General features: G+C 71.4%; 23 protein-coding genes. 7 read left to right on the top strand and 16 right to left on the bottom strand.

Going from position 1 to position 24,472, the window contains the following annotated elements:
* Positions 1-38 precede the first annotated feature (38 nt).
* From JIW86_RS13555 to JIW86_RS13545, 3 genes are all read left to right on the top strand, one after another.
* Positions 39-1,136 carry a thiamine ABC transporter substrate-binding protein gene (locus tag JIW86_RS13555; protein WP_257553972.1) on the top strand — a complete coding sequence of 366 codons (1,098 nt, stop codon included), beginning with the start codon at positions 39-41 and terminating at the stop codon, positions 1,134-1,136.
* Between the two features lie 95 nt (positions 1,137-1,231).
* Positions 1,232-2,848 (top strand): ABC transporter permease, encoded by a 1,617-nt coding sequence (locus tag JIW86_RS13550; RefSeq protein WP_257559311.1) that lies wholly within the window; start codon positions 1,232-1,234, stop codon positions 2,846-2,848.
* On the top strand, positions 2,848-3,885 hold the full coding sequence (locus JIW86_RS13545; protein ID WP_257553971.1) for an ABC transporter ATP-binding protein: 1,038 nt from the start codon (positions 2,848-2,850) through the stop codon (positions 3,883-3,885). The genes JIW86_RS13550 and JIW86_RS13545 overlap by 1 nt, the downstream gene beginning before the upstream one ends.
* Here the strand turns inward: JIW86_RS13545 and JIW86_RS13540 are convergent.
* The 10 genes from JIW86_RS13540 to JIW86_RS13495 all read right to left on the bottom strand — a co-directional run bounded on the left by JIW86_RS13540 (position 3,882) and on the right by JIW86_RS13495 (position 13,596).
* On the bottom strand, positions 3,882-5,132 hold the full coding sequence (locus tag JIW86_RS13540) for a cytochrome P450 (protein ID WP_257553970.1): 1,251 nt from the start codon (positions 5,130-5,132) through the stop codon (positions 3,882-3,884). The genes JIW86_RS13545 and JIW86_RS13540 overlap by 4 nt on opposite strands.
* A gap of 33 nt (positions 5,133-5,165) precedes the next feature.
* A complete protein-coding gene (locus JIW86_RS13535; RefSeq protein WP_257553969.1) occupies positions 5,166-6,560 on the bottom strand; it encodes an NAD(P)/FAD-dependent oxidoreductase in 1,395 nt (464 codons plus the stop codon).
* On the bottom strand, positions 6,550-6,786 hold the full coding sequence (locus JIW86_RS13530) for a ferredoxin (protein ID WP_215145253.1): 237 nt from the start codon (positions 6,784-6,786) through the stop codon (positions 6,550-6,552). The genes JIW86_RS13535 and JIW86_RS13530 overlap by 11 nt, the downstream gene beginning before the upstream one ends.
* Positions 6,787-6,913: 127 nt before the next feature.
* Positions 6,914-7,495, bottom strand: coding sequence for a hypothetical protein (locus JIW86_RS13525; RefSeq protein ID WP_257553968.1), 582 nt, complete (start codon positions 7,493-7,495; stop codon positions 6,914-6,916).
* 125 nt (positions 7,496-7,620) lie between these two features.
* On the bottom strand, positions 7,621-8,526 hold the full coding sequence (locus JIW86_RS13520; RefSeq protein ID WP_257553967.1) for a hypothetical protein: 906 nt from the start codon (positions 8,524-8,526) through the stop codon (positions 7,621-7,623).
* A gap of 80 nt (positions 8,527-8,606) precedes the next feature.
* Positions 8,607-9,698, bottom strand: coding sequence for an LOG family protein (locus tag JIW86_RS13515; RefSeq protein WP_257553966.1), 1,092 nt, complete (start codon positions 9,696-9,698; stop codon positions 8,607-8,609).
* A 26-nt stretch (positions 9,699-9,724) separates the two neighbouring features.
* Complete coding sequence (locus JIW86_RS13510; protein ID WP_257553965.1) at positions 9,725-10,798, bottom strand: hypothetical protein; 1,074 nt, start codon at positions 10,796-10,798, stop codon at positions 9,725-9,727.
* Positions 10,780-11,568 carry an ABC transporter ATP-binding protein gene (locus JIW86_RS13505; protein ID WP_257553963.1) on the bottom strand — a complete coding sequence of 263 codons (789 nt, stop codon included), beginning with the start codon at positions 11,566-11,568 and terminating at the stop codon, positions 10,780-10,782. Before JIW86_RS13505 ends, JIW86_RS13510 begins: the two co-directional genes overlap by 19 nt.
* 159 nt (positions 11,569-11,727) lie before the next feature.
* Positions 11,728-13,089: an aspartate aminotransferase family protein gene (locus tag JIW86_RS13500; protein ID WP_215145264.1), complete on the bottom strand. Its 1,362-nt coding sequence runs from the start codon at positions 13,087-13,089 to the stop codon at positions 11,728-11,730.
* Positions 13,090-13,092: 3 nt separating this feature from the next.
* Entirely contained in the window at positions 13,093-13,596 is a 504-nt protein-coding gene (locus tag JIW86_RS13495) for an Lrp/AsnC family transcriptional regulator (protein ID WP_215145265.1), read from the bottom strand.
* A gap of 170 nt (positions 13,597-13,766) precedes the next feature.
* Here JIW86_RS13495 and JIW86_RS13490 point away from each other — a divergent pair, with 170 nt between their 5' ends.
* The 3 genes from JIW86_RS13490 to JIW86_RS13480 all read left to right on the top strand — a co-directional run bounded on the left by JIW86_RS13490 (position 13,767) and on the right by JIW86_RS13480 (position 17,019).
* A complete protein-coding gene (locus tag JIW86_RS13490; protein ID WP_215145266.1) occupies positions 13,767-15,206 on the top strand; it encodes a gamma-aminobutyraldehyde dehydrogenase in 1,440 nt (479 codons plus the stop codon).
* 92 nt (positions 15,207-15,298) lie between these two features.
* A complete protein-coding gene (locus JIW86_RS13485; RefSeq protein WP_257559310.1) occupies positions 15,299-16,477 on the top strand; it encodes an ABC transporter substrate-binding protein in 1,179 nt (392 codons plus the stop codon).
* A gap of 77 nt (positions 16,478-16,554) precedes the next feature.
* Positions 16,555-17,019 carry a hypothetical protein gene (locus JIW86_RS13480; protein WP_257553962.1) on the top strand — a complete coding sequence of 155 codons (465 nt, stop codon included), beginning with the start codon at positions 16,555-16,557 and terminating at the stop codon, positions 17,017-17,019.
* A gap of 8 nt (positions 17,020-17,027) precedes the next feature.
* Here JIW86_RS13480 and JIW86_RS13475 read toward each other — a convergent pair whose 3' ends face one another.
* The 5 genes from JIW86_RS13475 to JIW86_RS13455 form a co-directional block, all read right to left on the bottom strand.
* Positions 17,028-18,215, bottom strand: a complete 1,188-nt coding sequence (locus tag JIW86_RS13475) for a serine hydrolase domain-containing protein (protein ID WP_257553961.1) — start codon at positions 18,213-18,215, stop codon at positions 17,028-17,030.
* Between the two features lie 149 nt (positions 18,216-18,364).
* Positions 18,365-19,090 carry a response regulator transcription factor gene (locus tag JIW86_RS13470; RefSeq protein WP_257553960.1) on the bottom strand — a complete coding sequence of 242 codons (726 nt, stop codon included), beginning with the start codon at positions 19,088-19,090 and terminating at the stop codon, positions 18,365-18,367.
* A complete protein-coding gene (locus JIW86_RS13465) occupies positions 19,087-20,274 on the bottom strand; it encodes a sensor histidine kinase (protein ID WP_416237559.1) in 1,188 nt (395 codons plus the stop codon). The genes JIW86_RS13470 and JIW86_RS13465 overlap by 4 nt, the downstream gene beginning before the upstream one ends.
* Positions 20,271-20,960 carry a glycerophosphodiester phosphodiesterase gene (locus JIW86_RS13460; RefSeq protein WP_257553959.1) on the bottom strand — a complete coding sequence of 230 codons (690 nt, stop codon included), beginning with the start codon at positions 20,958-20,960 and terminating at the stop codon, positions 20,271-20,273. Before JIW86_RS13460 ends, JIW86_RS13465 begins: the two co-directional genes overlap by 4 nt.
* Before the next feature lie 36 nt (positions 20,961-20,996).
* Positions 20,997-22,022, bottom strand: coding sequence for an adenosine deaminase (locus JIW86_RS13455; protein ID WP_215145274.1), 1,026 nt, complete (start codon positions 22,020-22,022; stop codon positions 20,997-20,999).
* Between the two features lie 110 nt (positions 22,023-22,132).
* Here JIW86_RS13455 and JIW86_RS13450 point away from each other — a divergent pair, with 110 nt between their 5' ends.
* The gene (locus JIW86_RS13450; RefSeq protein WP_257553958.1) at positions 22,133-22,804 is read left to right on the top strand and encodes a hypothetical protein; all 672 of its coding nucleotides are present in this window, start codon (positions 22,133-22,135) and stop codon (positions 22,802-22,804) included.
* A gap of 28 nt (positions 22,805-22,832) precedes the next feature.
* On the opposite strand, the gene JIW86_RS13445 is transcribed toward JIW86_RS13450, so the two are convergent.
* Positions 22,833-24,428 (bottom strand): TROVE domain-containing protein, encoded by a 1,596-nt coding sequence (locus JIW86_RS13445; RefSeq protein ID WP_257553957.1) that lies wholly within the window; start codon positions 24,426-24,428, stop codon positions 22,833-22,835.
* Positions 24,429-24,472: the final 44 nt, after the last annotated feature.

The raw sequence follows: 24,472 nt of genomic DNA, 5'->3' as shown, positions 1-24,472 counted from the left end.
GCCGCGTCTTCTCCTGGACATCCCAGGAGGAATCACCAGTGAGCACCACCAAGAAGATCGCGGGCGCCGCGCTCGCGGCTGCTCTTGTCACCACGCTCAGCGCCTGCGGCGGCGGCGACGCCAAGGACAAGTCCGCGGGCACGAGCGATGCCCCGAAGTCCACGACCGTCACGCTCGTCTCCCACGACTCCTTCAACGTGACCGACACGGTCCTCAAGGAGTTCGAGCAGCAGAGCGGCTACACCGTCAAGGTGCTGAAGTCCGGGGACGCGGGCGCGGCGCTGAACCAGGAGATCCTCACCAAGGGATCCCCGCGCGGCGACGTCTTCTTCGGGGTGGACAACACCCTGCTCTCGCGCGCCCTCGACAACGGGATCTTCACGCCGTACGAGGCCAAGGGCCTGGGCGAGGTGAAGCCGGAGTTCCAGCTCGACAAGGAGCACCGGGTCACCCCGATCGACTCCGGTGACATCTGCGTCAACTACGACAAGGCGTACTTCGCCGACAAGAAGATCGCCCCGCCGCAGACGCTGGACGACCTGATCAAGCCGGAGTACAAGAACCTGCTGGTCACCGAGAACGCCGCGACCTCCTCGCCGGGCCTCGGCTTCCTGCTCGCCTCCGTCGGCAAGTACGGCGACGAGGGCTGGAAGGACTACTGGAGCAAGCTGAAGGCCAACGGCGTCGAGGTCGTCGACGGCTGGGAGCAGGCCTACAACGAGCGCTTCTCCGGCTCCGCGGGCGGCAAGAAGGCCAAGGGCGACCGCCCGCTGGTCGTCTCCTACGCCTCCAGTCCGCCGGTCGAGGTGCTGTACGCCGAGCCGCAGCCGGCCGAGGCCCCGACGGGTGTCGCCACCGGCACCTGCTTCCGTCAGACCGAGTTCGCGGGCCTGCTGAAGGGCGCGAAGAACGTGGAGGGCGGCAAGGCGCTCGTGGACTTCCTGATCAGCAAGAAGTTCCAGGAGGACATGCCGCTGCAGATGTTCGTGAACCCGGTGACGAAGGACGCTTCCCTGCCGGAGCTGTTCACCAAGCACGGTGTGGTGGTCGAGAAGCCTACGAGCGTCGCTCCCGAGACCATCGCCAAGAACCGTGAGCAGTGGGTCAAGGCATGGACCTCGCTCGTCGTGAAGTAGGCGGTACACAGGTTCCGAGCGCGGCGCCGGAGGGCGCCGCGCCGGTCCCCGCCCCTCGCGAGTCCGGCCGGGCCACGGCCCTGCGGTTCGCGCTGATGGCCGTGCCCCTGGCCTTCTTCGGGCTGTTCTTCGCCTATCCCGTGGCCGCGATCGTCGGGCGCGGGCTCAAGACCGACGCCGGCTGGCAGTTCGGCCGGATCGGCGAGGTGCTCGCCCGGCCCGACATCGCCGACGTGCTGTGGTTCACCACCTGGCAGGCGTTCGCCTCCACCCTGCTCACGCTGCTGATCGCGCTCCCCGGCGCGTACGTGTTCGCGCGCTTCGAGTTCCCCGGCAAGCAGCTGCTGCGGGCCGTGGTGACCGTTCCCTTCGTGCTGCCGACCGTGGTGGTCGGCACCGCTTTCCTGGCGCTGGTCGGCCGGGGCGGGCTGCTCGACGAACTGGTGGGCGTCCGGCTCGACACCACCGTGTGGGCGATCCTCCTCGCACACGTCTTCTTCAACTACGCCGTCGTCGTACGGACGGTCGGCGGGCTGTGGGCCCAGCTGGATCCGCGCCAGGAGGAGGCCGCCCGGGTCCTGGGCGCCGGGCGGTTCGCCGCCTGGCGGCGGGTGACGCTGCCCGCGCTGGCCCCGTCGGTGGCCGCCGCCTCGCTGATGGTCTTCCTGTTCACCTTCAGCTCCTTCGGCGTCGTCCTCATCCTGGGCGGGCCCGCGTACTCCACCCTGGAGGTGGAGGTCTACCGGCAGACCGCGCAGCTCCTGGACCTGTCCACGGCCGCCGTGCTGACGATGGTGCAGTTCGCGGCTCTCGGCGGGATCCTCGCGGTGCACGCCTGGACGGTGCGCAAGCGGGAGACCGCGCTGCGGCTGGTGGACCCGGGGCGCACGACGCACCGGCCGCGCGGCTGGGCGCAGCGCACCCTGCTGGGCGGGGTGCTGCTGACGGTCGCCCTGCTGATCGTGGCCCCGCTGGCGGTGCTGGTTGAGCGGTCCTTCGACGCGCCCGGCGGGTACGGGTTCGGCTTCTACCGGGCGCTCCAGGAGGTGGGCGCGGGCGGCGGAACCTTCCTGGTGCCCCCGCTGGAGGCGATCTGGAACTCCCTGCAGTACGCGCTCGCCGCCACCGCCATCGCCCTGGTCATCGGCGGGCTCGCGGCCGCGGCCCTCACCCGGCGCGCCGGCCGTTTCGTACGGGGCTTCGACGCGCTGCTGATGCTGCCGCTCGGGGTGTCCGCCGTGACGGTCGGCTTCGGCTTCCTGATCACCCTGGACGAGCCGCCGCTGGATCTGCGGACCTCGTGGATCCTGGTTCCGCTCGCGCAGGCCCTGGTGGGCGTGCCGTTCGTCGTACGGACCATGCTGCCGGTGCTGCGCGCCGTGGACGGGCGGCTGCGGGAGGCCGCCGCCGTGCTCGGCGCCTCCCCGCTGCGCGCCTGGCGGGAGGTGGACCTGCCCCTGGTCCGGCGGGCGCTGCTGATCGCGGCGGGCTTCGCCTTCGCCATCTCGCTCGGGGAGTTCGGCGCGACCGTGTTCATCGCGCGGCCGGACCGTCCGACGCTGCCGGTGGCCGTGGCACGGCTGCTGGGGCGGGCCGGAGAGATGAACTACGGGCAGGCCATGGCCCTGAGCACGATTCTGATGCTGGTGTGCGCGGTGTCCCTGCTGGTGCTGGAGCGACTGCGTCCCGACAAGACCTCGGGAGAGTTCTGATGACACTGCTTCAGCTGGACGGGGTGTCGGTCCGCTTCGGCGAGCGCGCGGTGGTGGACCGCGTGGACCTGGAGGTCGCCGAGCACGAGATCGTGTGCGTGCTGGGGCCGAGCGGCAGCGGGAAGTCGACCCTGCTGAGGGTCGTCGCCGGGCTCCAGCCGGTGTCCGCGGGCCGGGTCTCGCTCGGCGGCGCCGACCAGGCCGGCGTGCCCGTACACCGGCGGGGCGTGGGCCTGATGTTCCAGGACCACCAGCTCTTCCCGCACCGGGACGTCGGCGGGAACGTCGCCTTCGGGCTGCGGATGCGGGGCGAGGGGCGCGGCTCGTCCGAGGCCCGGGTCGCGGAGCTGCTGGAGATGGTCGGGCTCCCCGGGGCCCAGGGCCGGGCGGTGGCCTCGCTGTCCGGCGGCGAACAGCAGCGGGTGGCGCTGGCCCGTGCGCTGGCCCCGTCACCGAGGCTGCTGATGCTGGACGAACCGCTGGGGCAGCTGGACCGAGGGCTGCGCGAGCGGCTCGTGGTGGAGCTCCAGGGGCTGTTCTCCCGGTTGGGGACCACGGTGCTGGCCGTCACGCACGACCAGGGCGAGGGCTTCGCGCTGGCCGACCGGGTGGTGGTCATGCGGGACGGGCGCGTCGCGCAGGCCGGGACCCCGCTGGAGGTGTGGCAGCGCCCGGCCTCGGAGTTCGTGGCGCGCTTCCTCGGCTTCGAGAACGTGGTCCCGGCCGTGGTGTCGGGCGGGGTCGCGGGGACCCCGTGGGGCAAGGTCCCGGTCCCGGCCGGATCCCCGGAGGGCGAACAGCGGCTGCTGATCCGCCCGGCCGGGGTGGTCCTGGCCCCGGACGGTCTGCGCTGCGAGGTCGTGTCCCGGACCTTCCGGGGCACGCACGTCGCGCTGCTGCTGCGCCCCGAGGCGGGGCCGGTGCTGGAAGCGGAGTGCGGGCTGGCGGGGGCACCGGCCGCGGGGGACCGGGTCGCGGTGTCCTTCACCCCGGCCGAGGTGGTCGTCCTGCCGGCGGACCAGGAACGGTCCCCCTAGGGACGGACGCCGTCGCAGGAGATCGTCAGGTGGCGCGGGCCGCGCAGGACCGCGTTCTGACGGTACGGCGGCGGGTCCTCCAGCAGCCGGGGGTTCTCCAGCCGCCGGGCGAGCTCGCTCAAGGCCAGCTGGGCCTCCAGCCGGGCCAGCGGGGCGCCGAAGCAGCTGTGGATTCCGCTGCCGAGCCCGAGGTGCTGGATGTCCTTGCGGTCGGGGTCGAAGCGGTCCGGGTTCTCGAACCGCTTCGGGTCGCGGTTCCCGGACGCCAGGATCAGCCACAGGGATGCGCCCTTGGGGATGGTCACGCCGGCGACCTCGATCTCGGTGAGCGTGCTGCGCTGGGGCAGCAGCTGCACGGGAGGCTCGTAGCGGAGCAGCTCCTCGACGATGGGGACGGACAGGGCTGGGTCCTCGCGCAGTCGCTGGAGGACGTCCGGGTGGCGCAGCAGGGTCAGCATGCCGTTGGTGATCAGGTTGACCGTGGTCTCGTGGCCCGCGATCAGCAGCAGCGCGGAGGTGCTGAGCACCTCCATCGTGGTCATCGAGCCGTCCGGACCGTCGGCCGTCGCCAGCTGCGACAGCATGTCGTCGCCGGGGTTCTTGCGGCGCTCCTCGATCAGCCCGGCCAGGTACATGCCCAGTTCCATGCGGGCGTCCATGGCCCCCTTGCCCTGCTGGGCGGGGTCCGCGTCCGGGTCGGGGTCCAGGCTGGCCGCGAGGGTCTCCGCCCAGACGTGGAAGCGTGGCTCGTCCTCGTGGGGCACCCCGAGCAGCCGGCAGATGACCGAGACCGGGAAGGGGTAGGCGAACTGGTCGACCAGGTCGACCCGGTCCAGGTTCCCGGTGGTGGCGATGCCGTCGATGAGCCCGGATACGAGGCCGCCGAGCTCCTCCCGCATGTCGTGCACCCGGTGGGGGGCGTGCGGTGGCCCGAACGGCCGGTTCGTCATCCGCCGCAGGCGGTCGTGGTCGGGCGGGTCGAGCTTGAGGAAGGACGGGGGCAGGGTCGCCCCCTCCTCCTCGCCCTGGCCCTGGCCCAGCGGATCGTCCCCGGTCGCCTTCAGGTTCTTGGCGTCGGAGCTGATCCGGGGGTCGTGCAGGAGGCTCTGGATCTCGTAGTACGTGCTGACGACGTACGGGCCGTCCCCGTCGTGCGAGACCGGGGTCTTGCGGAGCTCCTCGTACAGCGGGTACGGGTTCGCGCGGTTCGCGTAGTCGATGATCTCCCGCAGGATGGCTTGTGTCATGACGGGTCCTCGTGATCCTCGGGGAGGGCGCGGTCAGTGGCGCGCGGGGGTGAAGGTCATCGTCCGGTCGGCCGGCGAGTAGCCGCTGAGGGTGATGGTCGGACCGTGGGTGGGGACCGACGGGTCGGGGAAGTCGGCCGGCATCGGCTTGTGCCCCTCCGGCCTGCGGTCCACCGTGGAGAACGGCGGGGGGAACGGGGCGGTGGTCTCGATCTGGTGCTCGTAGAACGGGAGCCACCGGCAGTTGTCGAAGGTCACGGCGGCGATCATGCGGCCCTGGTACCCGTACACGGCCGCGAACCGGCGCTCCGCGAGGGAGCCCTGCGTGACCTGGATCTCGGTCCCCATCGGCGGCACCCCGACCGACTTGATGTTCACGCCGAACTGGGAGGACCAGAAGGCCGGGATCCACACGTGGGGGCGGCGGTCCATGCCTTCGCTGAGCATGTTGTGCGCCGCCGTCTCGGCCTGGGCGACGGCGTTGCCCCAGTGCTCCAGCGACAGGAACTGGTACCCGAAGAGCGCGTGCGGGGAACGTGCCACGTCACCCGCCACGTAGATGTCGTCGGTGACGATGCCCCAGATGTTGAAGGCCCGGCAGCCCGCGTCGCAGGCGATGCCGCGGGGGCCGGCACCCAGTCCGGACCCGGCGAGCCACTCGGTGTTGCGCTGCGCGCCGAGCGAGACGACCACCACGTCGGCCTCGACGGTGGCGCCGTCGGAGAGGTGGGCGGCGCGGACCCGCCCGGAGGGATCGCCCTCCAGCCCGGTCACCATCACGCCGGTGCGCAGGTCCACCCCGTGCTCCTGGTGCATCTGGGCGGCGACCTCGCCGATCACCCCGCCGAGCGCGCCGACGAGGGGCGCGGCGCCCCGCTCGGCGACCGTGACGGGCAGATCGCGCTCCCGGCAGGCGGAGGCGATCTCGGATCCGGTGAACCCGGCCCCGATGACGAGTACCCGGCGGGGACCGGCCGCGAGGGCCCGTTCCAGCCGGGCGCCGTCGTCGCGGGTGCGCAGGACGAAGACGCCGTCGAGGGCGCCCTCGGCCTCGTTGGGCCACGGCCGGGCCCGTACGCCGGTGGCGATCAGCAGCCGGTCGTACTCCACCTCGTCGCCGTCGGCGAGGCGCACCCGCCGGGCCGCCATGTCCAGGCCGGAGGCGGGGACTCCGAGGCGCCACTTCGCGTCGATGTCCCGGCGGCGGGGGAGGGCGGTACGGTCCGCGGTCGCCTTGCCCAGCAGCACCTGCTTGGACAGCGGGGGCCGGTCGTACGGCTCGTACGGCTCGTCGCCGATCATCGTGAGCGAACCGGTGAAGCCCTTCTCGCGCATGGTTTCGGCCGCCCGCAGGCCGGCCAGGGAGGCGCCGACGACGACGATGCGGCCCTCGCGCTTGAGGTGCTCGAGGCTTCCGTCACCGCTCACCGCGCACCTCCGGGGTGAGTACGGGACCGTCCGCAGCGTCGTATTCGACGAGGATCGCCCCGACCGGGCAGGCGGCGACGGCGCGCGCGACGTTCTCGCGCTGTTCCTCGTCCGCCTCCGGGTCGTACAGCAGCGACTCGTCACCGTGCATGGCGAACACGTCGGGAGCGAGGAACGCGCACTGCGCGTATCCCTGGCAGCGATTGAGGTCGACGACAAGCCTCATGAAAGATCAGCCCTTCCGTGGCCCGATCATCCCCGTCATCCCCGAGCCCCCGAAGTACCCGTCCCTCCCCTGCATCCAGCATGCACGCGGGGCCCGGGGACGGCCTGCCAGACGGCGGAAGGGCAGGTCAGGACCTGTGCAGCAGGATGTGGATGCTGACGATGAGAGCCCAGGCCGGGAAGACCAGCTCGGACCAGGGCACAGCCGACGCCACGATGAGCAGGACCAGCCCGACGACGGTGCCCAGCAGAACCAGCGGCTTGGGGAAGACTCCGAGCCGCCGTCCGATCGTCGAGGTCGCGAGGACGAATACGGCGGCCATCCGCATCGAGTAGGTCGCGAGGACCGTGTACGCGTAGTGGCGCCCGAAATCGGAGGGCGTGTTCTCCGCCAGCACGGTGCCCGCCGCTCCGGCGGCGACGAACAGTGTGGCGACGAAGACGAACCCGCTGCCCAGGAACACGGTGGCGACGAACCTGTCCTCGGCCTCGCCGGTATGGGCGCGCAGGGCGCCCATGAACCACAGGAAGCAGATTCCCGCGAAGGGCACGATCTCCAGGGCCGCCTGCACCGCCCAGCGTTGGTCCGCAGGAATGGCCGCGTCGGCGGCGTTCCCCGACGGGACGGCGATCCGCATCAGCACGATCGCCGCCGCGAGCAGCAGTGCGAAGGCGATTCCGGCCACTCCCGCGGCTCGCGGTGTCTGCATCCGCTCACTGGTGGGTTCCACGAACCCCTCGCTTTCTCCCCCGTCCAGAAAGCGGCAGCCGGCGCCCCGGCACCATCGGGGACCGGCCGACCGGGTGAAGGCGCCGACCGGGTGACTCCTCCGGGCTACGCCACCGGCTCGGGGACCGGGGCCTGCGCCTCCGCGTCGGCCCCCTCGTGCTTGCCGTACCAGGCGACCGCCACCGCGCCCGTGACGGCCAGGACGAAGCCCAGCACCGCCAGCCAGGCCAGACCCGGGCGGGAGGCGTCGCCGAGCCAGAGCACGCCGATCGCGCCCGGCAGGACCGTCTCGCCGACGACCAGGGCGGCCGTCGCGCCGTTCACCGAGCCGATCTGGAGGGCGACGGTGTGCAGGTACATGCCGCCGAAGCCCGCCACGAGGATGGCGTACAGGGCCGGGTCGGACAGGAGGGTGCCGAGGTCGAATGGGTCGACGCCGTCCAGGATCCGGACGCCGACGCCCAGCGCGCCGAAGCCCAGGCCCGACAGCAGACCCGCCAGGATCGCCGCGCCGCCGCCGAGGAGGCGTACGGCCACCGTGCCGCCCACCATCAGCAGCAGGGTGATCCCCAGCAGCCACCAGTGCGTGGACATCGGGGCGTGGTGGCCGCCCTCGTGGCCCGCGGCCGTCGCCAGCAGCACCAGCGCCGTGCAGACGACGCCGATGGAGGTCCATTCCTTGCGGCTCAGCCGGATGCCCAGCATCTTCACGCTCAGCACGGCGGTGATCACCAGGTTGGCGCTGATCACCGTCTGGGACAGGAACAGGGGCAGCAGGCGGGCCGCCAGCGCGCCCAGCCCGAAGCCCACGAAGTCCAGGACCGTCCCGACGATGAACTCCCAGGTCATCGCCGCTTTCGCGGTCGACGACAGGTTGGGGCCGCCGTGCGCCGTCACCCCGGCGGCGGACGGGGACATCCGGGCGGCGCGGCGCGATCCGACGGCTTGCAGGACGGATCCCGTGCCGTAGCAGATGGACGCCGCGACAGCGGTCAGCAGGCCTATGAGCACCGAAGGCTCCGTTCACGTCTGGCAGGTTTTGCGGTACCTCTGCCAGACGTCGGAACGGGCCGGGAAGTTGCCTCCCGGTGTCAGGCCATTGACGCGAGGACGTCCGGGACCTCGTCCACCGAGTCCACGAGGGCGATCCGGGATTCCATCGCCCGGCCGCGCGCCAGTGCCTGGAGCAGGGGCCAGGCAGGAAGGTGCTCGGTCCAGTGGGCCCGGTCGACCAGGATCATCGGTGCGGGCTCGCCCCGCGAGGAGTAGTAGTTCGGCGTCGCGCTGTCGAAGATCTCCTGGACCGTGCCCGCCGCGCCCGGCAGGAACACCACGCCCGCCGTGGAGCGGGCCAGCAGCCCGTCCTCCCGGGTGGCGTTCGCGAAGTACTTGCCGCTGTGCGCCGCGAAGGCGTTCGGCGGCTCGTGCCCGTAGAACCAGGTCGGGATGCCCACCGAGTCCCCGCCGCCGGGCCACCGGTCCCGTACGGCGAAGGCCGCCCGCGCCCAGTCGGACACCGACGGAGCGAAGGAAGGGGCCTTGGCCAGCAGCTCCAGGGCTTCCGGAAGGGCCTCGTCCGGAGCCGGGGCCAGGTAGGCGCCGAGGTTGGCGGCCTCCATCGCGCCGGGGCCGCCGCCGGTGGCCACGGTGAGCCCCGAGCGGGTCAGCGCCCGGCCGAGCTCCGCCGCGCCGTGGTACTCCGCACCGCCGCGGGACATGGCGTGGCCGCCCATGACGCCGACCACCCGGGCACCCGCGAGGTGCTCGTCCAGGGCGTCGGATATGGCGTCGTCGTGGATGGAGCGGAGCATCGAGGAGAAGACGTCTCCGTCGGCCTTGGTCTCCTGGAACCAGGCGTAGGCCTGGGCGTCCGGGGTGGCCTCGTATCCGGCGGGTAGCCCGGCGAACAGCTCCTCGGGCGTGTAGAGCAGGCTCCGGTACGGATTGAACGGCAGGTCCGGCACGGGCGGGAAGACCAGCGCGCCGTCGGCGCGGACCTTCACCGAGGCGTCGGGCTCCATCGCGCAGCCCAGGAACACGGCGGCCGAGGTGTCGGCGGACAGCAGCGCGAAGGTCCGCTCCAGCAGGTTGACCGACTGGATCCGGTAGCCGCTGAGCGAGCCGCGGGCCACGACCTGGTCGAATTCGGCGAGCGTCTCGATCTCGATGTCTGCGTTGACCATTCGGCCCACCCTAAGGGCTGCCCGCGTCAGCGGGTCAGGGCCAGTGACGTCAGCTGCGCCACACCCCAGCTGAGGGGTACGCACACGGCCACCAGCGCGGTGGCCCGCAAACTCGCGGCCGTACGCAGGACCTTGGCCGGAGCGCCGATGTCGGTCAGGGCCTCGCGGCCGGCGGCTCGGCCCTGGCGTGCCTCCACCGCGGATGTGAGAAGGGTCGCGGCGGCGCACAGGGCGACCAGGGCCGCGGCCGGTCCGGTCAGCGGGCCGAGCGGGACGAGCAGCCCGCCCCGGTCCCGCAGGGCCAGGGCGGTGAGGGCGGCCGCCCCGACCGCGCAGAGCACCCCCAGCGGCGGGCCGACCCGGGGCGCCTCCTCCTGGAGGGCCCGGCCGGCCAGCAGCCGGAGCGCGCCCGGGCGTACGGCCTGGACCAGCGTGCCGCAGGCGTAGGCCAGGCCGGGCCCGGCGAGGGCGAGGCCGACGGCGGTGAGCGACCAGCCGACGAGCATGCCGGGACCGCCCCGCCCGGCGTAGCCCAGGGCCGCGAGCCCGCAGGCGGTGAGCGCGATGCCCCACGGCAGCCCGGTCTGCGGGGCCAGGAGCCTGCGCCGGGGCAGGGTGAGGGCGGCGGCGGCCGACGCGGTCAGCGGGACCAGGACCAGGAGGGTGAGCGCGGCCGCCACCGGCAGCGGCTGGTCGGCATGGAGCAGCCGGGCGCCGGCTCCGTCGAACGGCAGCCCGGCCAGATCCCCGCGCAGGTGGAGGAAGGCGGCCAGGGCGAGCGCGCTGCCCAGCGTGCACGCGACGGCGGTGGAGATCGCCGCGACCAGGCTGAGCCGGACGGGTCCCAGCCCGGCGGCGTCCAGCCCTTCCCGGGGCCGGGTCGCCGGGTCGGTACGGGCCACGGCGACGGCGAATTGGACGGTGGCGGCCAGCGGCACCAGGGCCCACAGCAGGCGAGGGAACGATCCGGCGGGGTGGGCCACCGCCTCGGCGAGCACGTAGAGAAGGAGGAACCCGGTACCGGCCGAGGCGGCGGCGACGAGGAGCCGGCGCAGCTGGACCAGCGGCCGGGAGCCGCGGGCTAGGCGGAGAGCGAGCACGCGGCCTGCCCCTCCGTGGTTCCGGAGGCCGGGGGACCCGGCTGCCCCGCTGCGGCCATGGCCGTGGCGGCGGGCCGGCCGTCGAGCAGGGCCAGGCGCCGGTCGGCGGCGGCCGCGGTCTCCTCGTCGTGGGTGGCCAGCACCACGGTGATCCCGTGCGAGCGGGCCGCGGTGGTCAGCGTACGGAGCAGCAGGGCGCGCTCGGCCCGGTGCAGCGGGGCCGTGGGATCGTCGCCGAAGATCACCGCGGGCTCGTTGACCAGGGCCCGGGCCAGCGCCACCCGCTGGGACTCGGCCCGGGTGAGCGCGGAGGGGCGCTTGCGGGCGAAACCGCCGATGTCCAGGCGGTCCAGCCATTCGCAGGCGGCGTGCTTGGCGCTGCGGTGCGAGGCACCGGCGATCAGCAGCGGCAGGGCCGCGTTCTCCCACACCTTCAGCTCGGGCAGCAGCTGGGGCTCGGGGCCGATCCAGCCGAACCGGTCGCGGCGCAGCCGCTCGCGGGCCAGGGCGCCCATCGTGTGCACGGGGACGCTGTTGAACCAGACCTCGCCCTGCTCGGGGCACAGCTGTCCGGAGAGGCAGCGCAGCAGCGTGGTCTTGCCGCTGCCGCGCGGGCCGGTCAGGGCCAGGATCTCGCCCTGGCGGATCCCGGCGGAGACCCCGATGAGGCCGGGGGACCCACTGTGGGAGTAGTGAAGGGACCGTGCCCAGAGCAGATCGTCTTGGGGTGGGGCATTGTCGGTCGGGGCATTGTCCGGTGGAGCCACCATGGCGTACACCTCCGTCCGGGGGAACGAAGCGGAGCCTGCTGAAGTCACTGGCGCCGCACTGAGATGTAAAGAGATGAACGCGATGGATGGCGACAGCACACGGCCCGGACCCCCGCGTTCTCACTCGAACGGAGGATCCGGGCCGTGTGGTCGGACGATTTACAGCTTGGTCCACGCCTCGGTGAGCACCGAGCGCAGGATGCCTTCGATCTCGTCGAAGGTGCCCTGGTCCGCGATCAGCGGCGGGGCCAGCTGGATGACCGGGTCGCCTCGGTCGTCGGCCCGGCAGTACAGGCCGTTCTCGAAGAGCGCCTTGGAGAGGAAGCCGTAGAGCACGCGCTCCGTCTCCTCGTCCGTGAAGGACTCCTTGGTGGCCTTGTCCTTGACGAGCTCGATGCCGTAGAAGAACCCGTTGCCGCGGACGTCGCCGACGATCGGCAGGTCGTGCAGCTTCTTCAGCGTCGAGAAGAAGGCGTCCTCGTTGTCCAGCACGTGCTGGTTGAGGCCTTCCTTGTCGAAGATGTCGAGGTTGGCCAGCGCGACCGCCGAGGAGACCGGGTGGCCGCCGAAGGTGTAGCCGTGCAGGAAGGTGTTGTCGCCCTTGTAGAACGGCTCGGCCAGCTTGTCCGAGATGATGCAGGCGCCGATCGGGGAGTAGCCCGAGGTCATGCCCTTGGCGCAGGTGATCATGTCCGGCACGTAGCCGAACTTGTCACAGGCGAACATCGTGCCGAGGCGGCCGAAGGCGCAGATCGTCTCGTCGGAGACGAGCAGCACGTCGTACTCGTCGCAGATCTCGCGGACCCGCTGGAAGTACCCGGGCGGCGGGGGGAAGCAGCCGCCGGCGTTCTGCACCGGCTCCAGGAAGACGGCCGCGACGGTGTCGGCGCCCTCGAAGAGGATCTCCTGCTCGATCTGGTCGGCGCACCAGCGGCCGAAGGCCTCGGGGTCGTCGCCGTAGATCGGGGCGCGGTAGATGTTGGTGTTCGGCACCTTGTGCGCGCCGGGGACCAGCGGCTCGAAGGGGGCCTTCAGGGCCGGCAGACCCGTGATGGACAGGGCGCCCTGCGGGGTGCCGTGGTAGGCGACCGCACGCGAGATGACCTTGTACTTGGTGTGCTTGCCCTGCAGCTTGAAGTACTGCTTGGCGAGCTTCCAGGCGGTCTCGACGGCCTCGCCGCCACCGGTGGTGAAGAAGACCTTGTTCAGGTCGCCGGGGGCGTAATCGGCGAGGCGCTCGGCCAGCTCCACGGCCTTGGGGTGCGCGTACGACCAGATGGGGAAGAACGCGAGTTCCTGCGCCTGCTTGTAGGCGACCTCGGCCAGTTCCTTGCGGCCGTGACCGGCGTTGACCACGAACAGGCCGGCGAGGCCGTCGAGGTAGCGCTTGCCCTTGTCGTCGAAGATGTAGGTGCCCTCACCACGCACGATGGTGGGCACGGGTGCGTTCTCGTAGGACGACATGCGGGTGAAGTGCATCCACAGGTGGTCGTACGCGGTTTTGGAGAGGTCCTGGCTCACGGGCTATCGAGTTCCCCACATGTAGGTCTGCTTCTTCAGCTTCAGGTAAACGAAGCTTTCGGTTGATCGCACGCCGGGGAGCGTGCGGATCTTCTTGTTGATCGTTTCCAGCAGGTGGTCGTCGTCCTCGCAGACGATCTCCACCATCAGGTCGAACGAGCCCGCGGTCATCACCACGTACTCGCATTCGGCCATTGCGGTCAGGGCGTCGGCCACCGGGTCGAGGTCTCCCTCGACGTTGATGCCGACCATGGCCTGGCGCCGCAGGCCCACGGTGAGCGGGTCGGTGACGGCGACGATCTGCATGACGCCCTGGTCGAGCAGCTTCTGCACGCGCTGGCGCACAGCCGCTTCGGACAGGCCGACGGCCTTGCCGATGGATGCGTAGGGACGGCGACCGTCCTCCTGCAGTTGCTCGATGATCGCCAGGGACACAGCATCGACCGAAGGGGACGGTTGTCTGTTCCTGGAATCTGCGCTTCGACTGACCACGACCACACTGTGCACGAGGAGTCGTCTGTTCCGCAAGACGGAATCGATGAAATCCGTTGTTTGGCGACTCGGATCTCACTGATTTCGTAGTTGGTGGTGTCTGGCTCTGTCGAAAGCGTCCGCCGAGGAGCTACCCTTGGGGAATCGTCTCAATCGTTGGACATGTGATCAGGAGTGTGGCTGTAGTGACCACCGAACTGCGTCGTCTGCGCAACTACATCGGCGGAGAGTTCAAGGACGCCGCCGACGGCCGGACCACCGAGGTGGTGAACCCGGCCACCGGCGAGGTGTACGCCACCGCACCGCTCTCGGGTCAGGCCGATGTGGATGCCGCCATGGCCGCGGCCGCGGCCGCCTTCCCGGGCTGGCGCGACACCACGCCCTCCGAGCGTCAGAAGGCGCTGCTGAAGATCGCGGACGCCTTCGAGGCCCGCGCGGACGAGCTCGTCGCCGCGGAGTCGGAGAACACCGGCAAGCCGCTGGGCCTCACGGCCAGCGAGGAGCTGCCGCCGATGGTGGACCAGATCCGCTTCTTCGCGGGCGCCGCCCGCCTGCTCGAGGGCCGCTCGGCCGGCGAGTACATGGAGGGCATGACCTCGATCATCCGCCGTGAGCCGGTCGGTGTCTGCGCCCAGGTCGCGCCGTGGAACTACCCGATGATGATGGCCGTGTGGAAGTTCGCCCCGGCCATCGCCGCGGGCAACACCGTGGTGCTCAAGCCCTCGGACACCACCCCCGCCTCCACCGTCCTGATGGCGGAGATCATCGACTCGGTCCTGCCCAAGGGCGTCTTCAACGTCATCTGCGGTGACCGCGAGACCGGCAAGGCCATGGTCGAGCACTCCACCCCGGCGATGGCCTCCATCACCGGCTCGGTGCGCGCGGGCATGCAGGTCGCCGAGAGCGCCTCGAAGGACGTCAAGCGCGTCCACCTGGAGCTCGGCGGCAAGGCCCCGGTCGTGGTCTTCGAGGACGCCGACATCGCCAAGGCCGTCGAGGACATCGCCGTCGCCGGCTACTTCAACGCCGGCCAGGACTGCACGGCCGCCACCCGCGTGCTCGTGCACGAGTCGATCCACGACGAGTTCGTGAGCGCGCTCGCCAAGGCTGCCGCCGACACCAAGACCGGCCAGCCGGACGACGAGGACGTGCTGTACGGCCCGCTGAACAACCCGAACCAGCTCAAGCAGGTCGCGGGCTTCATCGAGCGCCTCCCGGCGCACGCCAAGGTCGAGGCGGGCGGCCACCAGGTCGGCGAGAAGGGCTACTTCTACGCCCCGACCGTGGTCTCCGGCCTGAAGCAGGACGACGAGATCATCCAGAACGAGGTCTTCGGCCCCGTCATCACCGTCCAGCCCTTCACGGACGAGGCCCAGGCCCTGGAGTACGCGAACGGCGTCGAGTTCGCCCTCGCCTCCTCCGTGTGGACCAAGGACCACGGCCGCGCGATGCGGATGTCCAAGAACCTCGACTTCGGCTGCGTGTGGATCAACACCCACATCCCGCTCGTCGCCGAGATGCCGCACGGCGGCTTCAAGAAGTCCGGCTACGGCAAGGACCTCTCCGCCTACGGCTTCGAGGACTACACGCGCATCAAGCACGTGATGACTTCGCTCGGCGGCTGATCGGCCGCATCGGTCAGAGCAGGCCGTTGACGGGGCGGGCGGTAGACAACATGTCTATTGCCCGCCCCTTCGCGTTCACCGAGGCTGAGGCCATGCCTCAACTCGCCTTCTCCCGCCGCGCCGCACTGCGCGGCCTCGGTGCCACAGGCCTGCTGGCCGCCCTCACCGGCTGCGGAGTACCCGCCGCCTACGTCCCCGAGGACCGGCGTGAAGGAGTCGACCGCTCCGAGCGGGACCGGAGCCTCACCTTCTCCAACTGGCCGCTGTACATCGACACCGGCGAGGAGGACGAGGAGCGCCGTCCGACGCTGGACGCCTTCTCCGAGCAGACCGGCATCGAGGTCCGGTACACCGAGGAGATCAACGACAACGACGAGTTCTTCGGCAAGGTCAGCCCGGCCCTGATGAACCGCCAGGAGACGGGCCACGACCTGGTGGTGGTCAGCGACTGGATGGCCGCCCGCTTCGTCCACCTGGGCTGGGCCCAGAAGATGGACCGCTCGGCGCAGTCCAACGTGGACAGGTACCTGGACCCGCAGCTGCGTTCCCCCGCCTTCGACGAGGGCCGGCTGCACACCGTTCCCTGGCAGTCGGGGATCACCGGCATCGCCTACAACCGCAAGGCTCTGGGCCGGGAGATCAAGTCCGTCAAGGACCTCTGGCAGCCGGAGCTCGCGGGCAAGGTCACCCTCTTCTCCGGTCTCGACGAGTCCTTCGCCCTCCTGATGCAGGGCGACGGCGTGGACGTCACCCGCTGGACGGACTCCGACTTCCACCGGATGTGCGACCAGGTCGAGAGCATGGTGAAGAAGAAGCACATCCGCCGCTTCACCGGCAACGACTACACCTCCGATCTGAGCAAGGGCGACGTCCTGGCCTGCCAGGCCTACTCCGGTGACGCCATCCAGCTCCAGGCCGACAACCCGGACATCGAGTTCGTGGTTCCGGAGGAAGGGGCCGAACTCTGGGCGGAGAGCCTCCTCGTGCCCAACCTGGCCCGGCACAAGGCCAATGCCGAGGCCCTGATCGACCACTACTACGCCCCGGAGGTGGCCGCGGAGCTCGCCGCCTCCGTCAACTACGTCTGCCCGGTCCCGGCCGCCCGCGAGGTCCTGGCCGGCTCCGGCGACAAGGAGACCGCCGAACTGGCCGAGAATCCGCTGATCTTCCCCGACGACGACATGCGCAAGCGGCTGGTCGTCGCCCGGGACATCTCCTCGGCCGAGCGCCGTTCCCTCGCCCGCCGGTGGAACGCGATCGTCGGGCTCTGATCACGGTCCGGCTACAGAATTGAACGCGTTCATCAATTTGGCTGAACGTGTTCAGAAAGATGCGTACGCTTCCTTCCATGAGCGAGAGAAGCGCCCTTCAGCGGCGGATCCGTGCCTGGCTGACCCTGTTCCTCGTCTGTCTCGTGCTCAGCGGGCTCACCGCCTTCCCGCTGGTCAGCGAACTCCGCTGGGCCAACGCCCTGGTGGACAACGAATGGCTGCGGCGGGTGGGCGACGGGCTGGGCCGCGCCGATGCCGAATACCCCTTCCTCCTCTACGGCACCGACTGGCTCGCCTTCGCCCACCTGGTCATCGCCGTCTTCTTCTACGGCGTCCACCGCGACCCGGTGCGCAATATATGGATCGTCGAAGCCGGCATGATCGCCTGCGCCGGCATCATCCCGCTGGCCCTGATCTGCGGCCCGATCCGCGGGATCCCCTTCTGGTGGAGCGTCATCGACATGTCCTTCGGCGTCTTCGGAGTGATCCCGCTCCTGGTGCTCCACCGCATGATCAAGCGCCTTGAGGCCATGCCCGCGTAGTTGAGGGCCTACCGTGCGAAAGCCGCCATCACGATGCCGAGGGCGACCGGGTTCATGTCCTGGCCCTTGGCGTCGGTGGAGTTCACCGAGTACACGAGGGTGCGGGAGAGGTCACGGGTTCCGCCGATCGCCGTGTTGTAGCCGTACCGGCCGCCGGTCTTGCCCCAGGCCACGGTGCCGTCGGGCAGGACCATCCTGGACATCCCCGCCGTCAGAGCGGCGTCCTTCCCGCTCGCGAAATCCTTCACCGCCGGTACCGTGAACATCTCCTCCAGCTGGGCCTTCGGCACGATCCGCCCGCTGAACAGGGCTATGGTGAACCGCTCCAGATCGGCCGTGGTCGAGATGATGTCCCCCGCCGCCCATCGGTCCGAAGAGTTCCACTCGGTGACGTCCCGCAGCTCCCTGGAGCCGTCCGCCCCCACCACCGCCTGGTAGCCCCGGTTGTGCGGACCGTGGATCTTCGTCTGAGTCCGGGCCGGGAACGAGGTCTGACGCAGACCCAGGGGCTTCAGGATCCGCCGGGCGACCGCCTCCTCGTACGTCGTGCCCGTCACCTTCTCGACGAGCGCGCCCAGCACCGTGTAGTTGATGTTCAGGTAGTGCTGGGCCGTGCCCGGCGTGAACTCCGGCCTCTTGGCGAAGGCATTGGCCAACTGGGTCTGTGGGTCGGTGACGTCGAAGCGGTGCTCCCACTGCGCCTCGAACGAGTCGCCCGCGCCGTCCGCCGCCGGAATGCCGCTGGTGTGGTTCAGCAGCTGCCGGACGGTGACCGTGCCGTAGGCGTCGGGGACGGTCCGCGGCAGGTACTGCCGCACCGGCCGGTCGAGATCCACCGTGCCCTCGGCCGCCAGCTGGAGCACCACCGCCGCGGTGAAGGTCTTGGTCACCGAGCCGGCCCGGAAGCGGCCCTGCTCCACGGCCTCCCGCCCGGTGCGGATGTCCGCGACCCCCGAACTCCCCTGCCAGCTCCCGCTCGTACCGCCGACGCGGACCAGCGCGGCCGTCGCGTCCTTGTGCTCCGGACCCAGCCCGGCGATCGCCTTCTCCAGCGCCGCCGCGTCGGGCGGCGTCCGGACGACGGGCGCGGCCGAAGCGGCCGGGCCGGGTGCCGGTGCGGCATGGGCGACGACCGGACCGGAAGCGACCCCCAGCACCAGAGCGGCGGCGATCAGTGTGCGCGTACGAGCGTTCATGACGGGATCCCCCTGCGAGACATCCGGGGCCACTGCGGCCTCCGATGACTCAATGCTGCTGGTCAGAGGGGTAGTTGCGGATCACCCCACGGAGGGGTCTTCAGCGGTACGACAACTCACCGGCGCGAGGGAGCCGACACGCCCGGCCCTCACTCCCCAGAGGGAGATACCCCAGAGGGAGCCCCTGCCCCTGCCCCCGTCGCCGCCGCCCCCGCCCCCGCCGCGATCATGCCCGTCTCGTACGCGCAGATCACCGCCTGGATCCGGTCGCGCAGCCCCAGCTTCGCCAGCACGTTCCCCACATGCGACTTCACCGTGTGCTCGCTCACCACCAGCGCCGCCGCGATCTCGGCGTTCGAAAGCCCGCGCCCCAGGTGCAGCAGCGTCTCCCGCTCCCGCGCCGTCAACACCTCCAGCCGGTCCGCGGCGAGCGCCGGGACCGAGGGCCGCGCCGTCGCCGCCGTGTACTCCTCGATCAGCCGCCGCGCCACCGACGGCGCCAGCAGCGACTCGCCCGCCGCCACCACCCGTACCGCGTGCACCAGATCGTCCCGCCGCACGTCCTTCAGCAGGAATCCGCTCGCCCCCGCGTGCAGTGCCTCGTACACGTACTCGTCCGAATCGAAGGTCGTCAGCATCACCGTCCGGCACGTGCTGCGCACCGTGATCGTCCGGCACGCCTCGATCCCGTCCAGCACCGGCATCCGGATGTCCAGCAGCGCCACGTCCGGCGCGTGCCGGGCCACCGCCTCCACGGCCGCCGCGCCGTCCCCCACCTCCGCCACGACCTCGATGTCCTCCTGGGCGTCCAGGATCATCGTGAACCCGCTGCGCACCAGCTCCTGGTCGTCCGCCACCACCACACGGATCGTCAAATCCCCACCTCCACCTGCGAGGTTACAAGTTCCACCCGTACCAGGTACCCCTTCCCGCCCGGCCCCGGACCGGCCTCCACCGTCCCGCCGTGCGCCGCGGCCCGCTCCCGGACCCCGATCAGGCCGTGCCCGCCTGAACCGCCCCCGGCCGGCCCCCGCCCGTCGTCCGTCACCGTGATCGTCAGTTCCTCCGCCGCGTGGTGGAGCCGGACCGCCACCCGCCGGGCCGCGGCGTGCTTCACCACGTTCGTCAGGGCCTCCTGCACGATCCTGTACACGGCCGTGTCCACCGCCGGGGCCAGCGCCCGGACCTCGCCGGTCTCCTCGTACGAGACCTCCGGACCGCCCTGCCGCACGCGGTCGAGCAGCCGGGGCAGCGCCGCCACCCCCGGCTGGGGTTCACGCGGCGCCGGACCGTCCTCCCTCAGCAATCCGAGCATCGCCCGCAGCTGCACCATCGCCTCCCGGCCGGTCTCCGAGATCGCTTCGAAGGCCGCCTCCGCCCGCTCCGGGGCCCGGCGTACGGCCACCGGACCGGCCTCCGCCTGCACGATCATGATACTGACGGCGTGCGAGAGGATGTCGTGCATCTCCCGTGCGATCCTGGCCCGTTCGCGCGCCACGGCCTGCTCGGCCTCGATCCGGTTCGCCCGCTCCAGCTGCGCCGCCCGGTCCTCCACGGCCGCGGTGTAGGCCTGCCGCGTGAACTGGAGCCGGCCCAGCGCGTAGGCGGCGCCCGCACAGAACATGGTGAAGGACAGCTCCCTGGCCGAACCCGCGGCCAGTCCCACGGACGCGAAGACGGCCGCCACCGAGAGAGCCCCGACCGCCGCCCGCACTCGTGCGGGGCACAGCAGGGCGACCGTGTAGAAGGCGATGAGCCCCGCGTACGGCAGGGGCTGCCCGGGTCCGTCGAGCGTCACCTTGTAGACCCCGCCGACCAGCAGGATCACCATCAGTACGGTGACCGGCCGGTGCCGCCGCCACGCCAGCGGCAGCACCCCCAGCGTGGTCATCGCGTACGAGCCCCAGCTCACGGCCGGCAGCCCGGCCTCCCGCGGCAGCACGAACGGCATCGTGACGGCCAGCTGCACCAGCAGCGTCAGACCCAGGTCCACGACCCACGGCCAGGCCCGGCCCAGCCGCACGGCCCGGCCGCGTATCGCGCGTATCGCGTCTGTCACCGGCCGAGCTCGGCCCGTACGGCGGTCAGCGCGTCCACCCGGTTCGTGGTGATCGAGTCGACCCCGGCCTCGGCGAGCGCCCGCATCGTCCGCTTGGTGTCCGCGGTCCAGGCCGACACCAGCAGGCCCTCCCGGTGCAGCGCGTCCGTCAGCTCCCGGGTGACCAGCCCGAACCGGTAGTTGAGCCAGCGCGGGGCCACCGCGTCGATCAGCACCCGGCGCGGCGGCGACAGCGTGGTCCAGGTCAGCGCGATCTCCGCGCCCGGATCGGCGGCGCGGACCGCCAGCATGGTGTTCGGACCCGCGCAGTAGTAGGTGCGCTCGCGCGCCCCGCACTCGCGGACCTGGTCCACGACGGTCCGTACCGCCTCGTACGAGGCACCCGGCAGGTCGATCATCAGCCGTCCCGCACCGGCCGCCAGTACCGCCTCGCGCAGCGTCGGAATCCCGCCCCCCGTCAGCTCCTTGAGCTGCGGGGCCGTGACGGCGTCGAGCCGCACGTCATGGCCCCACAGTCGCTGGAGCGTCTCGTCGTGGAGCAGGACCGGCACCCCGTCGCGGGTCAGCCGTACGTCGATCTCGACCGCGTCCGCCCCGCGCGCGAACGCGGAGCGGATCGAGGACAGGGTGTTCTCACGGACACGGTAGGGATCGCCGCGGTGGCCGACGGCAGTCAGGGTGCGCATGGCCCCATTCTCAGGGGCGGCGGGACCGGGGCGATGTCAGCGCGCGAGCCAATCGGCGGTGTACGTGTCGATCTCCGCGCTGATCTTCGCCTTGCCGGCCGCGTCCAGGAAGGAGGCCTCGACGGCGTTCTTGGCGAGCTGGGCCAGACCGCGCTCGTCGAGGTCGAGGAGGCGTGCCGCCACCGCGTACTCGTTGTTGAGGTCGGAGCCGAACATCGGCGGGTCGTCGCTGTTGATGGTGACGAGCACGCCCGCGGCCACCATCTCCTTGACGGGGTGCCGGTCCAGGTCGGTCACCGCGCGGGTGGCGATGTTGGAGGTCGGGCAGACCTCCAGCGCGATGCGGTGCTCGGCCAGGTAGGCGAGGAGCTCGGGGTCCTGGGTGGAGCTGGTGCCGTGGCCGATGCGCTCGGCGCCCAGGTCGCGGATCGCGTCCCAGACCGTCTCGGGGCCGGTGGTCTCACCGGCGTGCGGGACGCTGTGCAGACCGGCGGCGCGTGCCTGGTCGAAGTACGGCTTGAACTGGGGGCGCGGGACGCCGATCTCGGGGCCGCCCAGGCCGAAGGAGACCAGGCCCTCGGGACGCAGGTCGACGGCGAGGCGGGCGGTCTCGGCGGCGGCCTCCAGGCCGGCCTCGCCGGGGATGTCGAAGCACCAGCGCAAGATGACGCCGAGCTCGGCCTCGGCGGCCTTGCGGGCGTCCTCGATGGCCTCCATGAAGGCCTTCTCCTCGATGCCGCGGCGGGTGGAGGAGTAGGGGGTGATGGTCAGCTCGGCGTAGCGGATGTTCTGCCGGGCCATGTCACGGGCGACCTCGAAGGTCAGGGTGCGTACGTCGTCGGGGGTGCGGACGAGGTCCACGACCGACAGGTAGACCTCGATGAAGTGCGCGAAGTCGGTGAAGGTGAAGTAGTCGGCGAGCGCCTCGGGATCGGTCGGGACCTTCGAGTCGGGGTGCCGGGCGGCGAGCTCGGCCACGATGCGCGGTGACGCCGAGCCGACGTGGTGGACGTGGAGTTCCGCCTTGGGCAGCCCCGCGATGAAGGGGTGCAGGTCGGTCATGAGGGTGCCTCCGGGAGGGCGCGCGTGCGGTCAGATCGGCCTTCATCGTAGGCAGACCGGTGACTGTCGGTGGCAGCGCTTAGCATGGCCGTACGAGAGGGGGGTGCCGCATGACCGACCAGAGCCCTGAGCCGAGGGACCCGTGGGCGCCGCCGGAGCGGCCGGCGGTGGACCTGGGCAAGCAGCAGGCCGCGCCGGGAGTGCCGGGCCCGCCGTCCGTGCACGACCAGCCGACGGTCATCGAGATGCCGGGGGCGGGAGCACCGCGGCCCGCCCCGCAGTCCACGCCGACACCGACCCCCACCGCACCGCCCGCGTACGGCTATCCGTCCCAGCCGGACACGAGCGGTTACGGATATCCCACCGCGCCGTCCGCGATGCCGGGGTACGGGTATCCCGGCGACGCGGGGTACCCCGGGTATCCCGGATATCCGGTCAATGCCGGCTACCCGCTGTACGCGGCGCCGAAGAGCAACGGCTTCGGCGTCACCGCCCTCGTCCTCGGCATCATCTCCGTGGTCGGCTGCATCACCAGCTTCCTGGCCATCGGGATCGGGATCGCGGCGGTCGTCTTCGGTGCCCTGGGCAAGGGCAAGGCGACCCGCGGCGAGGCCGACAACGGCGGGATGGCGCTGGCCGGCATCATCCTCGGCGGGATCGGCATCGTGCTGGGCGCCCTCATGCTGCTCGCCATGTTCGCCCCGTTCATGGACGGGGAGTGGGACGACGACTCCGGCTACGAGAGCCCGTACTCGAACTCCCGGACGCGCGAGAAGATATGAGCCCCGGGCCGAGGCCCGGGGCTCGTGCTCAGAGGCGGGACGCCCACGGCCAGTCGGCGTCCCGGCCGCGCTCGATCAGGGACACCATGCGGAAGGCGGCGTCGGTGAGCCCGCCGAAGGTGTGCCGGTTCGCGGCACCGGACGGGGCGTGGCCCACCCGGTAGCCCGCCAGGTTCCAGGTGTACACCGGCACCGTCTGCGGCACCTCGGCCGTCGGGTCACCGCCGTGGCCGTACGAGGCGGCCTGCTCGTCGGTGACGATCAGCACCCGGTCGTGGCCGCGGTAGTGCTTCCTGACGGCCTCGGCCGTGTAGGTCCCGCCGAGGTTCCCGAACCGCTCCAGCACCTTGAGCACGGACTCGCCCCGCACGTACGGGACCACCGCGCTGGTCGTGCCGAACTGCACCAGGTCCGCCTCCTCGGCGCGCAGCGCGAGCGCCGCCCCGAACACGGCTGCCGCGTCGGCCCGGTTGAGCTGCGAGCGGTCCGACAGCGGGGACCACATCGACCCGGACCGGTCCACGAGGACCAGCGTCCGGCCGGGCAGCGCAGGTACGTTGGCCAGCGAGTGGCCGAGCGCCCGCTCCAGCGGATACGCCCAGCGCAGCGAGGGCGCGTGCTGGTAGGCGGCCAGGTAGCGGAAGGGGAACTGCCGCGACCGGGCGACGCCCTCCGGGTCGGAGACCTTCGCCGCGACCGCCGCGGCCACCTCGTCCGAGACCCCGGCCTGGTCGAAGTTGCGCAGGTTGCGCAGCAGGGCCATCGCGCCCATGGACGGGATGACCGCCTCCCAGGCGGCCGCGTCCATGGGCCCCTGCAGCCAGCCGGCCAGCGCCTCCCAGGTCATGCCCGCCTCAGCGAGCCGCTCGGCGCCGTCCGGCGCGGTGACCACGGCACGCCGCTCGGACACCGGGAGCTCCATCAGCGCCCGGTGGGCGGCGAGGGTCCGGTTGCCGGCCGGGACCTCGGCGCTCTCCGGGTTGTGCCGGCGGTCGAGGGCGTAGCGGAACAGCTCGCCCTGCCAGGCCTTGGCCGGGTCGGGGGAGGCGTGCACGAGGTTGAGGACGTCCCCGAAGCGGTAGCCCTTGGAGGTGGTGTCGTACTTCAGCAGCGAGGTGCCGGAGTAGAGCCGGCGTACCGCGTCGGCGATGCCCCGCTTCACGGGCTTGGGCACGTTCCGCCCGTACGTCGCCGTCCAGTAGGCCAGCAGCTCACCGGGCTCGTCCGCGCGCCGCAGTACGGAGTCCACGACCTGGCGGTTTGAAGGCCCGTCGGTGGCGCCCGTGTCGAGGCGCGCCTTCACGTACTCGGCGGCGCCGACGAGCGAGGCGGTCCGCATGTTCGCCTCCCCGCGGAGCCAGCCCAGCAGGCCGGCCGTCCACGCGGGGTCCTCGACCGCGAGTCGCCGCACGAGGGCCGCGAAGCGGTCGTCGCGGGCCTCGCCGCTCTCGTACGCGGTGCGCTGCGTCACGAAGTTGGCGATCGCGAGCAGGAACAGCTCGGAGCGCGGGTCGCGCAGGTGGCCGGGGCCGCCCTCGTGGGTGCGTGCGCGGCTGGTCGAGCGGACGGGCGAAGTGGGCGAGGCGGGCGCGGACTTGAACGCGCGCAGGTTGAAACGAGCCATGTGAATCCCCCCGAATTCAAAGGAAAGCGGGGGAGGCGTGACGT

It is taken from the genome of Streptomyces sp. NBC_00162 (assembly GCF_024611995.1).
In the GTDB taxonomy this organism is placed as follows: domain Bacteria; phylum Actinomycetota; class Actinomycetes; order Streptomycetales; family Streptomycetaceae; genus Streptomyces.
This window is presented reverse-complemented; position numbering and strand designations above follow the sequence as displayed.

Bases quoted from the DNA above. Each gene is read 5' to 3' on its own strand.
- JIW86_RS13525 (WP_257553968.1), bottom strand. From the start codon at position 7,495: ATGCAGACACCGCGAGCCGCGGGAGTGGCCGGAATCGCCTTCGCACTG.
- JIW86_RS13545 (WP_257553971.1), top strand. From the start codon at position 2,848: ATGACACTGCTTCAGCTGGACGGGGTGTCGGTCCGCTTCGGCGAGCGC.
- JIW86_RS13540 (WP_257553970.1), bottom strand. From the start codon at position 5,132: ATGACACAAGCCATCCTGCGGGAGATCATCGACTACGCGAACCGCGCG.
- JIW86_RS13450 (WP_257553958.1), top strand. From the start codon at position 22,133: ATGACCGACCAGAGCCCTGAGCCGAGGGACCCGTGGGCGCCGCCGGAG.
- JIW86_RS13530 (WP_215145253.1), bottom strand. From the start codon at position 6,786: ATGAGGCTTGTCGTCGACCTCAATCGCTGCCAGGGATACGCGCAGTGC.
- JIW86_RS13515 (WP_257553966.1), bottom strand. From the start codon at position 9,698: ATGGTCAACGCAGACATCGAGATCGAGACGCTCGCCGAATTCGACCAG.
- JIW86_RS13460 (WP_257553959.1), bottom strand. From the start codon at position 20,960: ATGCGCACCCTGACTGCCGTCGGCCACCGCGGCGATCCCTACCGTGTC.
- JIW86_RS13480 (WP_257553962.1), top strand. From the start codon at position 16,555: ATGAGCGAGAGAAGCGCCCTTCAGCGGCGGATCCGTGCCTGGCTGACC.
- JIW86_RS13475 (WP_257553961.1), bottom strand. From the start codon at position 18,215: ATGAACGCTCGTACGCGCACACTGATCGCCGCCGCTCTGGTGCTGGGG.
- JIW86_RS13550 (WP_257559311.1), top strand. From the start codon at position 1,232: ATGGCCGTGCCCCTGGCCTTCTTCGGGCTGTTCTTCGCCTATCCCGTG.
- JIW86_RS13445 (WP_257553957.1), bottom strand. From the start codon at position 24,428: ATGGCTCGTTTCAACCTGCGCGCGTTCAAGTCCGCGCCCGCCTCGCCC.
- JIW86_RS13505 (WP_257553963.1), bottom strand. From the start codon at position 11,568: ATGGTGGCTCCACCGGACAATGCCCCGACCGACAATGCCCCACCCCAA.
- JIW86_RS13455 (WP_215145274.1), bottom strand. From the start codon at position 22,022: ATGACCGACCTGCACCCCTTCATCGCGGGGCTGCCCAAGGCGGAACTC.
- JIW86_RS13485 (WP_257559310.1), top strand. From the start codon at position 15,299: ATGCCTCAACTCGCCTTCTCCCGCCGCGCCGCACTGCGCGGCCTCGGT.